Here is a 13,687-nt window from a genome sequence, read left to right as displayed (position 1 = left end):
CCCCTGCGGCGCCGCGTCCGGCGCCGGCCGAGCGCGCAGCGCCGGTTGAACGCGCGCCAGCGCCCAAGCGCGCCGCCGCGCCCGAGCCGGAACTGGCCCCGAAGGACGACGACAGCGAACCGGCCTTTGGCGACGAAGCGCCGAAGAAGAAAAAGAAGGACAAGCACAAGGTCACGCTGCCGATGAGCGCCTTCCGCATCGAAGTGGGTAGCAAGCACGCAGCCACGCCGTCCAACATCGTCGGCGCCATTGCCAACGAAGCGGGCATCGAGGCGAAGTACATCGGCCGCATCGAGATATTCGACGACCACAGCGTGCTGGAACTGCCGGACGGCATGCCGGACGACGTCTTCCAGCACCTGGGCAAAGTGTGGGTGGGCGGCCAGCAGCTGCGCATCAGCCACGCCGACGCCATGCCGCCGGAATCGGGCAAGCACACGCCGCCCAAGCCCGCCGCCGCGAAACCCGGCGCACCGAAAAAGGTGCCGGGCACGGACAAGCCGCTGCGCAAGCCGGGCAAGTTCAACAAGTTCAAATAAACACCAAAGGGCCGCAAGGCCCTTTTTCTTTGGGCAACCCCCGGCGCATCCTCGCGGTGCACGTTGCCGGTGCAGCGGCGTGCTGCGTTGCACCAGAAGGACGCTGCGCGGCCGCAGCGGAATGCGGCACGCCCCGCAAGCACTGTTTTTTGCCATCTGGCCTGGAATTTGCTTCTAAGGTTGTATTTTCCTGTCCAGCGAGGGTGACGTGATATCCCGAAATGACCTTCTTGAGTATGCAGGACCGGATCGCAAAACGATCCGCGTGCTGTGGATAGATGCGGCGCACACCGCCGCCTATGTTTATAACGTGAAAGCGCACAGCGCCGAGGCGGAGCTGGCGCGCGTGGCGGTGCTGCAGGCCGACCTGGCGTCCGGCCGCGCGCGGCTGCTGCCGGACGATCCGTATATGGTGGTGGTCAACCAGGACCTGCTGCCGCCGAAGCACCTGGAGCTGCGCGCCCGCGCCTGGGAAATCGTGCGCGAACTGACCGCCATGGAGCCCGCCATCTACGAGCCGCGCCGGCGCGGCCAGCTGGTGGCGGACTATACGCAGCGGCATGGCGTATCGCATCCTACCATCTACCGCTATCTGCGCCGCTACTGGCAGCGCGGCCAGACGCCGAATGCGCTGCTGCCCGACTACGCCAATTCCGGAGGACGCGGCAAGACGCGCGCGGCTTCGGAAGGCATCAAGCGCGGCCGCCCGCGCAAGGAAGGCGCCGCGCCCGGCGTGAACGTGGACGAGCAGATGCGCGCGGTGTTCCGCGTGGCCGTTGCGCGCCACGCCGCCACGCATCCGCCGCTGTCGCGCCGCGCCATTTTCGACCAGATGCTGCGCGACTTCTTCTGCGAGCGCAGCGTCGCTCCCGGCACGCAGCGCGTGCAGCGCGGCGAGGCGCTGCAGGCGCTGCCGACCTTCGGCCAGTTCAGCTACTGGCTGGAGCAGGACCAGCTGATGGCGGCGCAGCGCATCGCGCCCGCGCTGCCCGGCGATAGCGATATTGCCCATCCGGGCCGCCCCGGCGCGGCCTTCCGCGTCGAGGCCATGCAGGCCGAGGTGCAGTTGGTGTCGCGCGCCGACCGCAGCCAGGTCACCGGCAAACCCTGGCTGTACGCGGTGACGGACATCTTCAGCGGCGTGGTGGCAGGCGTGTATGTGAGCATGGAGCAGCCCAGCTGGCGCCACGCGCTGATGGCGCTGGCCAACAGCGCCGCCGACAAGCGCCGCTACTGCCTGCGCCACGGCCTCGATATCCCGTCCGGCGCGTGGCCGTCGCGCCACCTGCCGGAGCTGCTGTTCGCCGACGCCGCGCTGCTGGGCGATGCGGACGACGGCGCCTTGCTGAACAACTTCAATGTGCGCTGCCTGGTCGCGCCGCAGGAAGGGCCGTCGCCGTGGAGCGCGGAGCTGGGCAAGCGCTTTGCGCTGCGCACGCACGCGGCGGCCATCGCCGCAGCCAGTACCGCCGCATCGGCAGCCGCTCCCGCAGCCGATGCCGCCGCCCCGTGCGGCCGGCTGGATGCGGTGCTGGACCTGGAGCAGTTCACGCGCATCGTCATCAGCGGCGTGCTGGCTTACAACCACGCGGCGCAGGAGGACGACCGCACGCCGCAGCAGCTGTGGGACTGGGGCGTGGCGCAGCGCGGAACGGCCTTGCGCCAGTATGCCGAGGAGCTGGTGCATTGCAGCCTGCTGCCGGTGCAGGACGCGGTGGTCACGGCCGAAGGCATCTGCCTGCACGGCACCTATTACAGCTGCGCGCGCGCCGTGGAGGGGCGCTGGTTCGAGCGCGCCGCCCAGCGCGGCCAGTGGCATGTGAAGGTGGCGTGCGACACGTCCAGCCTGGACACCATCTACCTGCTTGACCCGCAGGCGCCCATGCATTTCCACGCCTGCCATATCGCCGAACGCAGCGTGGCGCACCGCCGTCTGTCGTCGGCGGAAGTGCTGCGGCTGCGCGCCGGCGAGGCGCCGGTGCGCCAGCACGTGCCGCCGCCGGGCCAGTACGCCAGTTTCGAACGCATGGTGGCCGCACTGGCGGGTTAGCGAGCTGCCGACGAGCAGCGGGTGACAAGCGGAATAGGGCGCGGTATGCTGCGCCTTGCCCCGCTTTTATGGACCACCCATGCTGACCACACTACGCAAGACGCTCTGCGCCGCCGCCATTGCCGGCGCCGCCGGCGGCAGCGCGCACGCCGCCGCACCGATGACGCTGCAGGACTACCTGGCCCTGGACGGCCCCGCGCCGCAGCAGCACATCGCCTACGGCAGCGCGCCGTCGCAATTCGCAGAACTGTACAAGCCCGCCGGGCCGGGGCCCTTCCCGGTGGTGATACTCATCCACGGCGGCTGCTGGACCGTCCATTTCGGCGGCATCAAGCAGATGCGCAACGTGGCCGGCGCGCTGATTAAAAACGGCATCGCCGTGTGGAACGTGGAATACCGCCGCGTGGACGAGGAGGGCGGCGGCTATCCCGGCATGTACCAGGACGTGGCCACGGCGGTGGACCGCTTGAAGCAGGAAGCCGCCGCGCACCAGCTGGACCTGACGCGCGTGGTGGCCATGGGCCATTCGGCGGGCGGGCATCTGGCGCAATGGGCCGCGTCGCGCCACAAGCTGCCGCAGTCCAGCCCCGTCTACCGCGCCGCGCCGCTGCCGATTCCGCAGGTGATCAGCCTGGGCGGCCTGGCCGACCTGCGCAACGAGGAAGCCCTGATCAAGAGCAGCTGCGAGCGCGACATGGTGCAGCTGGCGGGCGTGCCCAGCGCGGCGCGGCCGGACGTGTTTTCGGACACCTCGCCCGCCGAGCTGCTGCCGGCCGGCGTACGCACCGTGCTGGTGACGGGGGAGCTGGATACCGTGTCGCCGGTGCGCGTGGCGCAGGATTATGCGCGCCGCGCAAGCGCAGCGGGCGACGCCGCCGAGGTGGTGGTGCTGCCCAACGCCAGCCACTATGACGAAGTGGCCGCCAGTTCGCCCGCCTGGAAGCTGGTGTACGCCGAGATCCGCAAGGCGCTGGGGCTGCCTTGACGCTTGCACGGCGAGTGGCCTGCGGCGGTGGTATTGCGTAGGGCGGGTTAGCGCGGAGCGCGTAACCCGCCAATATGCCGCGTCAGTTAATACTCGTTGTACTTGCGCATATCCCCGCGCACCTTCTCGGCGGGGTATTTTGCGCGGTTCAATTCCATCTTCTCCAGCACCGCGCTGCGCAGGTCCACGCCGGTCTTGTCGGCCAGCTGTATCAGGTACAGCATGACGTCCGCCAGCTCGTGCCGGATGCCGACGCGTTTGCGCTCGTCGAGTTCGTGCGCGGCGCCGGTGGGCAGCCACTGGAAATGCTCGGCCAGCTCGGCCGCCTCCACCGTCAGCGCCATCGCCAGGTTTTTCGGCGTGTGGAACTGGCCCCAGTCGCGCTCGGCCGCGAAGGCGCGCGCCAGGTCGCGCAGTTCGATCAGGCTGTCTTGTTCCATCACGCCACCTGCTTGCGCATGAAGACGCTGAGCGGGTCGTCGCGGTAGTCGCCATACGGACCGCAGCGCTGGTAACCCAGCTGCTCGTACAGCGCAATCGCTTCCGGCTGCGCCGGCCCGGTCTCCAGCGCGTACACGCTGCTGCCGCGCTGCGCCGCCGCCCGTTCCAATGTGGTGAGCATGCGCCGCGCCAGGCCCTGGCCGCGCGCCTCCGGCCGCACATACATGCGTTTCACTTCGGCGAATTCCGGCGTCACCACCATGGCGCCGCAGCCTACCGCTGCGCCTTCCGCGTCGCGCGCCACTGCGAACAGCACATTGGGCTGCTTCAGCGAGGCCAGGTCCAGCGCGTACACGCTCTCCGGCGGATACAAGGTCAACTGGTAGGCGTCCAGGTCGGCGATCAGGGCGATGACTTCGGGCTGGTCCGGCGTTTCGAAAGCGATATTCATGGGCGTGATGGAGGCGAAAAACGGGTGTGCCTGCATTGTAGCGCAAGCCCGGCGAGGGGCATGCAGGGGCGCTATGCACGCCGCGCCGGCGCGAGAAAAATACTATCCCGCCGCCGTGAAAGCTGGCTATATTGAATCATAGTGGGGCGACAAAGCCCCCCTCCAAGCGAAGGAGAGCATCATGAAAAAACTTCTGCTGGCGCCGCTGCTGTTCATGGTTTGCATCGCCGCCATGGGCCAAACGGCGCAGGACCCCCAAATGGTCGATTCGGTGCGCGTGCCCGCCACCGGCCTGTCCATCGTCGTGCCGGAACACAGGCTGGGCATGTATGCGGTGGACTTCGGCGCCTACAAGGGCGCGTATGACCTGAGCAACGGCGGCCTGCTGCAACTGACCTCGCAAGGCCGGCGCATGTACGCCCAGCTCGACAACGGCGAACGCACTGAAATCGTCGGCACCGGGATGCAAAGCTTTGTCGCGCTCGACCGCAGCCTGCAGATGAGCTTTGAACGCAAGCCGGACGGCGACATGGGCGGCGAACTGCTGATCGCCCGCACCCCGCGCGTGGCCGGCGAGCCGGTGCAGTACCTGCTGGTGTCGCTGCGCTAGGCGGCGCCCTCAGGCAGCTCCGATCGTGTAGCAAGCCACGGGCGAGTCCGCCGCCCGTGGTGTCTCCCTTTCCGCCGGCTTCGTCCTCCCTGGCGCGGCCGGCGGGCCTCTTTTATCCCCGAATCTTGGTATGATGTCCGACTGCGCCAGCCACAAGCTGGCCTTTTTTATAACGATGTCGGAGATAAACCGAATGAAATTACGTCTGCTGGTATTGGCGGCCGCGCTGGCCGCGTCCGGTGTTCAGCACGCACAGGCCGCACCGCGCGGCTTTACCGTGGAAGACCTGGTGAAAATGGAACGCGTCGGCAGCCCGCTGCTGTCGCCGGACGCGTCGAAAGTGGTGTACACGGTGCGCGCCACGAATATGGACAAGAACCGCGGCAACACCCAGCTGTGGATGCTGGACCTGCGCGCGGCCAAGCCGGCGCCGGTGCGCCTGACCCAGGCCGACGCCAGCAGCACGGACCCCGAATGGTCGCCCTCCGGCGATGCCGTCTACTTCCTGTCCGCGCGCAGCGGCAGCAACCAGGTCTGGCGCCTGCCGCTGGCCGGCGGCGAAGCGGCGCGCGTGACCGACCTGCCGGTGGACGTGGAGAACTTCCGCCTGTCGCCGCAAGGCGACCGCCTGGCCATGAGCCTGGCCGTGTTCCGCGACTGCGCGGACCTGGCCTGCAGCAAGGCGCGCATGGATGCGCAAGCCAAGAACAAGGCCACCGGCAAGGTCTACGACCGCCTGTTCGTGCGCCACTGGGACACCTGGAACGACGGCCGCAACAACGTGCTGTACACCGCGCCCATCGACAGCAGCGGCAAGGTCAGCGCCGCGCCGGTGAGCCTGAGCGGCGGCATTGACGGCGACGTGCCGTCGAAACCGTTCGGCGACCGCGACGAATACCAGTTCAGCCCGGACGGCAAGACCGTGGTGTTCTCGGCCCGCGTGGCCGGCAAGACCGAAGCCTGGTCCACCAACTTCGACCTGTTCAGCGTGCCCGCCGCCGGCGGCGAGCCGCGCAACCTGACCGCCGACAATCCGGCCTGGGACACCCGCGCCCAGTTCTCGCCGGACGGCAAAACCCTGGCCTACACCGCCATGAAGCGCCCGACCTTCGAGGCCGACCGCTTCCACCTGGTGCTGATGGACGTCGCCACCGGCAAGAAGCGCGCGCTGACCGACGCCTGGGACCGTTCCGTGGCCGACTACCGCTGGGCGCCGGACGGCAAGACCCTGCTGGCCACCGCAGACGACGTGGGCCAGCACCGCCTGTTCAGCATCGACGCCGCCAGCGGCAAGGCCAGCGCCGTCTCCGGCCCGGGCTATGTGTCCGCCTTCAGCGTCGCGCGCGACACCGTGGTGATGGCGCAAGCCTCGCTGGCCTCCGGCGCGCAGCTGTACAAATTCAAGCTGGGTACTAGCGCCGCCAAGCCTGAACAGCTGACCAGCGTCAACCAGGCCGCGCTGGCCGACGTGCGCTTCGGCGAGTACGAGCAGTTCTCCTTCAAGGGCGCCAACGGCGAGACCGTGTACGGCCACGTGATGAAGCCCTGGAACGCGCAGCCGGGCCAGAAGTACCCGATCGCCTTCCTGGTGCACGGCGGTCCGCAGGGCAGCTTCGGCAACTCGTGGAGCTACCGCTGGAACCCGCAGGTGTACGCCGGCGCCGGCTACGCCACCGTGTTCATCGACTTCCACGGCTCCACCGGCTACGGCCAGGCCTTCACCGACTCCATCAGCGGCGACTGGGGCGGCAAGCCGCTGGAAGACCTGAAGAAGGGCATGGACGCTGCCGTGGCCAAGTTCCCATGGCTGGACCGCGAGCGCAGCTGCGCGCTGGGCGCGTCCTACGGCGGCTACATGATGAACTGGATCGAGGGTAACTGGGCCGACGGCTTCAAGTGCATCGTCAACCACGACGGCGTGTTCGACATCCGCGGCATGGCTTACTCGACCGAGGAAATCTGGTTCACCGAGTGGGAATACGGCGGCCCGTACTACAAGGCGGCCGAGTCGCACGAGAAGTTCAACCCGGTGCACCACGTTGCCAAGTGGAAGACGCCGATGCTGGTGGTGCAGGGCGACCTGGACTTCCGCATCCCTACCGCGCAAGCGCTGGGCACCTTCACCGCGCTGCAGCGCCAGGGCATAGACAGCAAGCTGCTGGTGTTCCCGGACGAGAACCACTGGGTGCTGAAGCCGGCCAACTCCGTGCTGTGGCACCATACGGTGCTGGACTGGCTGAACAAGTACACCAAGCAGTAATGCCCTGAAAAGTTAACTTGTATGAGTTTGAAAGCCCGTCATGCATTGCCATGACGGGCTTTTTTTACTATGCAGGCGCACTATTTCTGCGATAGCGTGAGTACGATTTGATTATGCTTGTTCAGAGACGCGCGAATCTTGTAGTTGACGCCCTTATGAGAGATGTCCCAGGCGATGTTGTCGGTGCGGACCATGATCGTCCCGTTTTCCGGCGTTTGAATGTTCACATTGGTAAGCGATGGGTCCTCTGAACTGGATGTGCTTCTGATGACGATGGTAAATCCTGGGAAGAATGTCAAAGATCCGCCGCTGGCAATGACGGCTACGGGAAGTTTTGCGGATGGTGGGGATACGCTTTTTCCCTTACCTGGACGCGCTTCCGACTTCATTGAAATGATTTTTTCTGCATGCGCTGCGCATACCTTGGTTGCGCCTTCGAAGTATCGTGCGCCCAAAGCAAGAATGGCTCGGCTCTCTGTTTCCCGGGCGGCCTGAAGTTCGACTTTGCCGGATGCGACTCTATTCCCGGCGGCTATGCTCCCACCTCCCTTGTTGTTGGCTCCATTTGACTGATCGAGATAAGCAACCAACTGCTGCTTGTTACCGCCAGTGGCATCAATGCAGGTAATCAGGTCCACCATTGAATTGGATGTGCAAGCGCCTCGGTACAGTTGACTACCTGCCTCGCAGTCGAGCGCGAACGACGTGCTGGAGAAGGCCATAAGTGTGCATAGTACGATACTGCGAAACATGCTGCGCTCCCGTTGAATTATTATACAAGGCTGGGAGCTGGACGATAAATGTGCCGGCTCCCAGCCTTGGTCTATATCAGTCGGCGATGGCGACTGGTGCGTCCGAAGCCTTGGCCGGCGGGTTCTTCACGCCCACGGCGGTGAACACTTTCGGCACCTTGGTGGCCAGCGAGGACGCCAGTTCCAGCTGCGTCTTCAGGCTGCCTGCGGTGTCTTTCACGGTGCCCAGCTTGCCCAGGTTGGCCGGGTTGCCGCTCAGGCCGCTGATCACGCTTTGCGACTGGCCGATCAGTTCCTTGTCCTTCAGTGCGGCCAGCATGAAGTTGTAGGCGGCGCCGGCCAGTTTCTGCTTCTGCTTGGCGTCCATCTTCTTCGCGTCTTCATTGGCGATCTTGTCGAAGTCCTTGGTGTTGAGCAGGGCGGTCTGCGACTGGATGATGGCCTGTTCGGAAACGGCCTTCTCCTTGGAGTCGGTCTTTTCGCTGGCCACTTTCTTCAGCGCGTCGATCTGCGCCAGCTCTTCCTTCGATGCCAGCGATGCCACCAGCTGGTCCAGCGAGCCGCGCATCAGCAGTTCGGCGGTCATGGCGTTTTTCAGGAAGCCGTCCACGTCCACCGAGGCGGATGGCGCCGATTTGCTGGCGCCCGGCAGCGACAGGCCGCCCAGCTGGGCGTGTGCCGCCATGCTGGTGCCCAGGATCAGTGCGGCGGCTGCGGCTTGTACTTTCATGCGTGCTTTCATGTAGCTCTTTCTTAGTTGGTGGTGGTGGGGAAAACTAGTTTGGCGGCGATGCTGCCCAGCAGCTGCTGCGCCTCGTCGATCAGGTCGGAGCGGATCAAGGCGTTGACGGCGTCCGCGCCGGTCGATTTCTCGTAGCCGCTGGTTTTGAATTTCGATTCCAGTCCGACGCGCGCGCCGACCACGCCGCCTTCGCGGATGCGCATGGTGTAGCGCGCGGTGACGTTCTTCTGGCACTGCTCGCCGCATTCCTCGCCGGCCAGGTCGATCCGCTGCACCGGCTGCACGCAGGAGGGCACGGCGGGGATGGTCCATTTGATGGCCGAGCGGAAGCCGGTCGCGCCGTTGACGGTGTCGTCGGCGATGGCCTTGATCTCGGGCGCGTAGTAATTGCCCGGCATGGCCTTGGCCAGCGCCATCGACGCCAGGTTCTCGAATTCCGGCGTGCGCAGCGCGCCCAGGGTTTCCGAGTCGGCGCACAGGCTGAAGGCGGCGGCCGACTTCGGCGTCACACCCAGCTGCAGGGTTTCGAACACGTCGCCGGCGGCCGGCGCGGCCTTGTCCTTGCCGAGCGGGATCACGGTGGCGACCAGCGTTTCATTGCCGATGCGCCGGGCCGCCACCGCTTCGGACAGCGGGAACAGCAGCTTGACGCTCTTGCCGTTGAGTTTGAATTCCGTCGGCCGCAGCAGATAGCCCGCCGCCTGCTGGGGGTAGACCTTGGCCGGCGTCGGCAGGAAGATGCCGTCGGCACTGACGCGCGCCACAGCCGTGGCGTCCGGCTTGGCCTCGGCCAGCTTGCCCATCTGCTGCGCCAGGTTGAGCAGCACGTTCTTGATGGCGATTTCGCGCCGCGCCGCCGGGTCCAGGTCGAAGCCGTTGTTCACTTCGATCTTCTGGCGTTCATGGCCGGCGGAGGTGAACAGCACGCGGCCGCTGGTGTCGATGATTTCGGCGTAGGCATTGGCTTCGAAGCTGCGCACCGTGCGGAAGCCCAGGTTGGTGCGGGCTTCGTACAGGATGGGATCGGCCACGCGCAAACGTATCAGCAGGTCCGGCGTGTCGCGCTGGGCGGTGCTGGCCGTCGCCAGCGACGCCTGCTGGGCGATGGACTTGAGCAGCGCGGCGAAATTGCGGTTGACCTGCACCATGGTCAGCGGCGCCTGCTGGCCCAGCTCCTCGGAGAACAGCTGCGCCACGTATTCCTGGCTGAAGCCGGGCGCCACCTGGTCCACCACCACGGTGGCGCGCGGGCGCAGGCGGCCGTCGATCTTGCCGACCACGTATTTGCGGAAGCTGGCCCCCGGCTGCACGCCGTCGGCCAGGACCGGCTGGGCCACGGCGTAGTCGGCGCCGGCGTACACCACGCGGATCAGGTTGGACTGCTCGTCCTCCAGGCTGTCCCCGGACTGGAAGCCCTGCTGGTAGCCGCCGGCCAGCAGCAGCATGCCGTTGTGCAGCGCGGTCACCTTCGCCTCCAGCGCGCGCGGCTGGAAGCCGGCGTTGGCCTGCTTGCACAGCTGCTCGATCAGCGCGTTCAGCGACGCCGCGTACAGCTTGTCCGCCTCGGCGCGCAGCGCGGCTTCGCCCAGCGCCTTGCCCGACACCAGCGACAGCGCCGCATTGGTGCTGGTGGCGGTGAACAGGATCTCGCCGGTCAGCACGTTGGTGAAGTAGATGCTGCCGGTGACCGGGGTGCGGATCTCCACGTTGCCGTCCGGCTTGCGCGCGGTGTAGGTCGCCATGCGCGTCAGGTGGAAGGACACGGCGAAGGTGTGCGCGCCGGTCTTTTGCGTCAGCTCGCCGGTACGGCCGTTGAAGGCCGTGTCCAGCGCGTCCTTCACCTGCTGCGACACCTTGGGCATGTCGAGCGACTGCATGAAGCGCTGGTCGATGGCCTTGCTTTCGCCGCTGTCCCAGAACACGCCGCGCACCGGATACACCTTGGCTTCGGCGGCGGCCAGCGCGACGGGCGAGGCCATGGCCAGCAGCAGTGCCGGCAGCGCAAGGAGGGAATGTTTGAGCATGGCCGTTCCTTACTTCTTCTTGGCGGGCGCCTTGGCCGGCGCGCCGCACTTGTCCAGGCACAGCGTCACGAGTTCGCCTTCCACGGTGCCGTCCAGGTTCTTGCCGGAGAACGCTGGCTGGCTGGACACGGCGCCGTAGACCTGTTCCATGGCGTCGCCTTTGCCCTTCAGCGTCAGCGTGACTTTCACGCCGTCCGGACCGTCTTCCTTCTTCTCGACGGCCGAGGCGCCGTCGATGTCGCGCAACGCCTTGGCGAACGCCATGCGCACCGGCAGCGCCAGGTTACTGCCCTTGAATTCCACCGTGTACTGGCGGCCGCGCGCGGCGCGGTCGGCCCAGTATCCCAGCGCGCTGGAGGCGAAGCTGGGCGCCATCAGGCGCGCCGCCTTCTGCGCGGCCAGCGCCGCGCAGCCTTCGATATTCGGGCCGCTGGCCTGCGCGCTTTCGGCCATGGAGGCGATCATCTCGCCGCCGGCGGTGGCGAAGGCCTTCACTTCGGCGTTGGCGACGCAGCCCATCTCACCGGTGGCGTTGTTGCGCTCGCCGGCGATCACGGTGGCCGAACCGACCATCAGGAAGTCGGCATTGGCCTTGGTGCGCGCGAACTCGCTGAACTTGGCCATCTCCGCCGTGTTGCCCAGCAAAGTCAGGTTGATGGCCTTGTCGCCGAAGAATTTGCTTTTCGCATTCATCGAATCGAGCAGCCGCAGGTCGTAGTCGCGCAGCTTGCCGGCGAACTCGTTGAGGAACAAGGGGCGGTTGGTCGGCTTGGACGTGTCCTGGTACTTCACCAGGTGCTTGTAGCTGGCTGTTTCATGACTGGAGGCGGCCACGTTGCGCGCATCGACCGAGGCGCGCTGCGACTTCGAGGCCGACGCGGCGCTGTAGTTCTCCTTGGCCGAGACGGCGGCGGCCGACGAGCGGCTGCCCTGCAGGCTGGACTGCTCGCTGGCATTCAGGCTGTCGCCGCCGGAACGCAGGCCGGCCGCGCTTTGCGAGCTGGCGTTGATCTTGGCCGACGAGGCGCTGGACGCGTTCAGGCTGCCGGAATAGGCGGCCGCCGAGTTGTTGGAGGAGCTGGCGGAGGAGGCCTTGATCGACTTGTCGCGGAAGGCGGAGCCAGCGTCGTACTTCAATTCCACCAGTTCTTCCAGCGGCATGTTGAGGTCGCGCGTGCTGGTCATGAACTCGTCCACCAGCATCAGGATGCTGAAGGAGCGGTCGCTCAGCTTGTCCAGGTCGGTGCCGCGGATGGCGTTCTTGATCTGCTTGCGGTCCACCGACACTTGCACACGGGTGACGAATTCGCCGCCCACCGATTCTTCCGAGGTGACGCGGACGTCGCGCATCTGCTTGGCCACTTCGGTCACGATGGGGGCGAAGCGCTCGTCACTCGCGTCCAGCGCGGTGGCGTCCTTGATGGCCTTGAGCACGGCGTCGCGCACGGCGTCCTGCTTGGCGGCGCCGCGGATCGCGGACGCATTGCCGGCGCCCAGCGGCGCGCGGCCTTCGCCGATCACGGCGTCGTCGGCACGTGCGGCACCGGCCAGGGCCAGCGCACCCAGCGCCACGCAGATGGTTTTTTTCAACAGATTCGGCATAGCTTTTTCCCCAATTGCGTTATTCATTAGTTTGTTTTCGGCATTTCCACGACGACGTCGCCGGCGCGGATAACGGTCTTGCCGGCCGTTTCGGTAATGCCCACCGCGTCGGAAGCGGCGGCCGGCGTTTCCGCCGTACCGGCCTGGACGCGGCGCGGGAACGCGCTGTCCATTAATTCCGCGTAGGCGGACATATTGCGCAGTGATTGCAAATTGTCGTTGGCGGCAATTGCCTGCTCGTCCTTGTAGCCTTTTTTGATGGCCGATTCGAGCGCGGCCAGGGCCGCGTTTTTATTGCCCAATTGCGCCTGCGCCTGGGCCAGCAAGTAAAACGCCTCATAGTCGTCCGGCGCTTTGGCGCTGAGTTTCTCGGCCTGGCTGGCGGCCGCGCCGAAGTTTTTCTGCGCCAGGCTTTGCGCGGCGTGCTGGCGCATGGCGTCCGTGCTGGCGAAGGGGCCGGAATCACAGGCTGCGAGCATGGCGGTAGCTGCCAGCAGGCTGGCAAAAACGTACTTTTTCATAGTGCTTAGCGGGAGATGGTGAAGGAATAGGAGCGGCTGTGCGGATCCTGGCACAAGCCCTGCAAGGCCTGTCCTGCATAGCCGGTGGTGCTGTCGTTGCGCACTTCGGCATAGCATTTCAGACGCGTTTGGAACACGTCCAGGTCGCCGGTAATGGCGTAGCTGCGTTGGCAATAGGCGTCGCTGGAATTGCGGCAAGCCTCAGCCTGCAAATACAGGCGCTGGCTGCCGCCGGTTTCACCCGGCAATTCGAAATAGGAGCCCTCGGCAATAAAGCGGGCCGGCAGATTGGCGCGCTTGCCGCTGCTATTGGAAATCAATTCTACGGAGCGGTAGGCGCTCAAATCCGGTGCCGGCTCCAATCGCTGGGAGGCGCAGGCGGACAGTAAAAGTGGCAGTGACAATACGGCAGCGGTATTTAGGCGCATGAAACTAATATTTCCAATTAGCAATTCGGATATATTATCTGAATCTTAATTGATGTTGTCGGAAATATTTGTTTCTAATGGTAAAAATATTTTGCCGTTTAACCTGAGAATTAACGTTTTGGTGATAATTGGATAGCTTTCAAGAGGCAATCTTCTGCTAGGGAAGCGCTGATCTATTCGCTTTCCTGGCAAGGCCAGCGTGCCGAATGGTCCACTGGCGAGCCGTTCAAGCCCATTTTTCGTCCGATTTCACGCGATGCTTCACGTCTTTCTGTAATCAGG

At 65.5% G+C, this 13,687-nt stretch carries 13 protein-coding genes; 5 read left to right on the top strand and 8 right to left on the bottom strand.

Translation table 11 applies throughout. The features are described 5' to 3' along the window. The 3 genes from GTP77_RS28975 to GTP77_RS28965 form a co-directional block, all read left to right on the top strand. A partial coding sequence (locus tag GTP77_RS28975) for a DbpA RNA binding domain-containing protein (protein ID WP_187358888.1) occupies positions 1–539 on the top strand: 539 nt, incomplete at its 5' end. A 265-nt stretch (positions 540–804) separates the two neighbouring features. Next, on the top strand, positions 805–2,589 hold the full coding sequence (locus GTP77_RS28970; RefSeq protein ID WP_161075617.1) for a TnsB C-terminal domain-containing protein: 1,785 nt from the start codon (positions 805–807) through the stop codon (positions 2,587–2,589). Positions 2,590–2,668: 79 nt separating this feature from the next. Beyond that, the gene (locus GTP77_RS28965; RefSeq protein WP_161075616.1) at positions 2,669–3,574 is read left to right on the top strand and encodes an alpha/beta hydrolase; all 906 of its coding nucleotides are present in this window, start codon (positions 2,669–2,671) and stop codon (positions 3,572–3,574) included. A gap of 86 nt (positions 3,575–3,660) precedes the next feature. Here the strand turns inward: GTP77_RS28965 and GTP77_RS28960 are convergent, their stop codons facing one another. Continuing rightward, on the bottom strand, positions 3,661–4,014 hold the full coding sequence (locus GTP77_RS28960; RefSeq protein WP_161075615.1) for a nucleotide pyrophosphohydrolase: 354 nt from the start codon (positions 4,012–4,014) through the stop codon (positions 3,661–3,663). Next, entirely contained in the window at positions 4,014–4,466 is a 453-nt protein-coding gene (locus tag GTP77_RS28955) for a GNAT family N-acetyltransferase (RefSeq protein WP_161075618.1), read from the bottom strand. The genes GTP77_RS28960 and GTP77_RS28955 overlap by 1 nt, the downstream gene beginning before the upstream one ends. 181 nt (positions 4,467–4,647) lie before the next feature. On the opposite strand from GTP77_RS28955, the gene GTP77_RS28950 reads away from it, so the two are divergent. Next, positions 4,648–5,076: a hypothetical protein gene (locus GTP77_RS28950; protein WP_161075614.1), complete on the top strand. Its 429-nt coding sequence runs from the start codon at positions 4,648–4,650 to the stop codon at positions 5,074–5,076. Positions 5,077–5,269: 193 nt separating this feature from the next. Further along, the gene (locus GTP77_RS28945; protein WP_161075613.1) at positions 5,270–7,336 is read left to right on the top strand and encodes a S9 family peptidase; all 2,067 of its coding nucleotides are present in this window, start codon (positions 5,270–5,272) and stop codon (positions 7,334–7,336) included. An 80-nt stretch (positions 7,337–7,416) separates the two neighbouring features. Here the strand turns inward: GTP77_RS28945 and GTP77_RS28940 are convergent, their stop codons facing one another. The 6 genes from GTP77_RS28940 to GTP77_RS28915 form a co-directional block, all read right to left on the bottom strand. Beyond that, positions 7,417–8,058 (bottom strand): hypothetical protein, encoded by a 642-nt coding sequence (locus GTP77_RS28940; protein WP_161075612.1) that lies wholly within the window; start codon positions 8,056–8,058, stop codon positions 7,417–7,419. A gap of 106 nt (positions 8,059–8,164) precedes the next feature. Beyond that, complete coding sequence (locus GTP77_RS28935) at positions 8,165–8,818, bottom strand: hypothetical protein (protein WP_161075611.1); 654 nt, start codon at positions 8,816–8,818, stop codon at positions 8,165–8,167. 23 nt (positions 8,819–8,841) lie between these two features. Then, entirely contained in the window at positions 8,842–10,854 is a 2,013-nt protein-coding gene (locus GTP77_RS28930) for a hypothetical protein (protein WP_161075610.1), read from the bottom strand. A 9-nt stretch (positions 10,855–10,863) separates the two neighbouring features. Beyond that, a complete protein-coding gene (locus GTP77_RS28925; RefSeq protein ID WP_161075609.1) occupies positions 10,864–12,456 on the bottom strand; it encodes a hypothetical protein in 1,593 nt (530 codons plus the stop codon). A gap of 26 nt (positions 12,457–12,482) precedes the next feature. Further along, complete coding sequence (locus tag GTP77_RS28920) at positions 12,483–12,977, bottom strand: tetratricopeptide repeat protein (protein ID WP_161075608.1); 495 nt, start codon at positions 12,975–12,977, stop codon at positions 12,483–12,485. Between the two features lie 5 nt (positions 12,978–12,982). Next, positions 12,983–13,321, bottom strand: coding sequence for a hypothetical protein (locus tag GTP77_RS28915; RefSeq protein ID WP_161075607.1), 339 nt, complete (start codon positions 13,319–13,321; stop codon positions 12,983–12,985). Positions 13,322–13,687 lie beyond the last annotated feature (366 nt).

Origin of the sequence: Pseudoduganella aquatica (assembly GCF_009857595.1) — a bacterium.
GTDB lineage: Bacteria > Pseudomonadota > Gammaproteobacteria > Burkholderiales > Burkholderiaceae_D > Rugamonas > Rugamonas aquatica_A.
The sequence above is the reverse complement of the archived record's forward strand: the minus strand, read 5'-3'. Positions and strand labels throughout refer to the sequence as shown.

Bases quoted from the DNA above. Each gene is read 5' to 3' on its own strand.
- GTP77_RS28945 (WP_161075613.1), top strand. From the start codon at position 5,270: ATGAAATTACGTCTGCTGGTATTGGCGGCCGCGCTGGCCGCGTCCGGT.
- GTP77_RS28935 (WP_161075611.1), bottom strand. From the start codon at position 8,818: ATGAAAGTACAAGCCGCAGCCGCCGCACTGATCCTGGGCACCAGCATG.
- GTP77_RS28950 (WP_161075614.1), top strand. From the start codon at position 4,648: ATGAAAAAACTTCTGCTGGCGCCGCTGCTGTTCATGGTTTGCATCGCC.
- GTP77_RS28965 (WP_161075616.1), top strand. From the start codon at position 2,669: ATGCTGACCACACTACGCAAGACGCTCTGCGCCGCCGCCATTGCCGGC.
- GTP77_RS28930 (WP_161075610.1), bottom strand. From the start codon at position 10,854: ATGCTCAAACATTCCCTCCTTGCGCTGCCGGCACTGCTGCTGGCCATG.
- GTP77_RS28955 (WP_161075618.1), bottom strand. From the start codon at position 4,466: ATGAATATCGCTTTCGAAACGCCGGACCAGCCCGAAGTCATCGCCCTG.
- GTP77_RS28920 (WP_161075608.1), bottom strand. From the start codon at position 12,977: ATGAAAAAGTACGTTTTTGCCAGCCTGCTGGCAGCTACCGCCATGCTC.
- GTP77_RS28940 (WP_161075612.1), bottom strand. From the start codon at position 8,058: ATGGCCTTCTCCAGCACGTCGTTCGCGCTCGACTGCGAGGCAGGTAGT.
- GTP77_RS28960 (WP_161075615.1), bottom strand. From the start codon at position 4,014: ATGGAACAAGACAGCCTGATCGAACTGCGCGACCTGGCGCGCGCCTTC.
- GTP77_RS28925 (WP_161075609.1), bottom strand. From the start codon at position 12,456: ATGCCGAATCTGTTGAAAAAAACCATCTGCGTGGCGCTGGGTGCGCTG.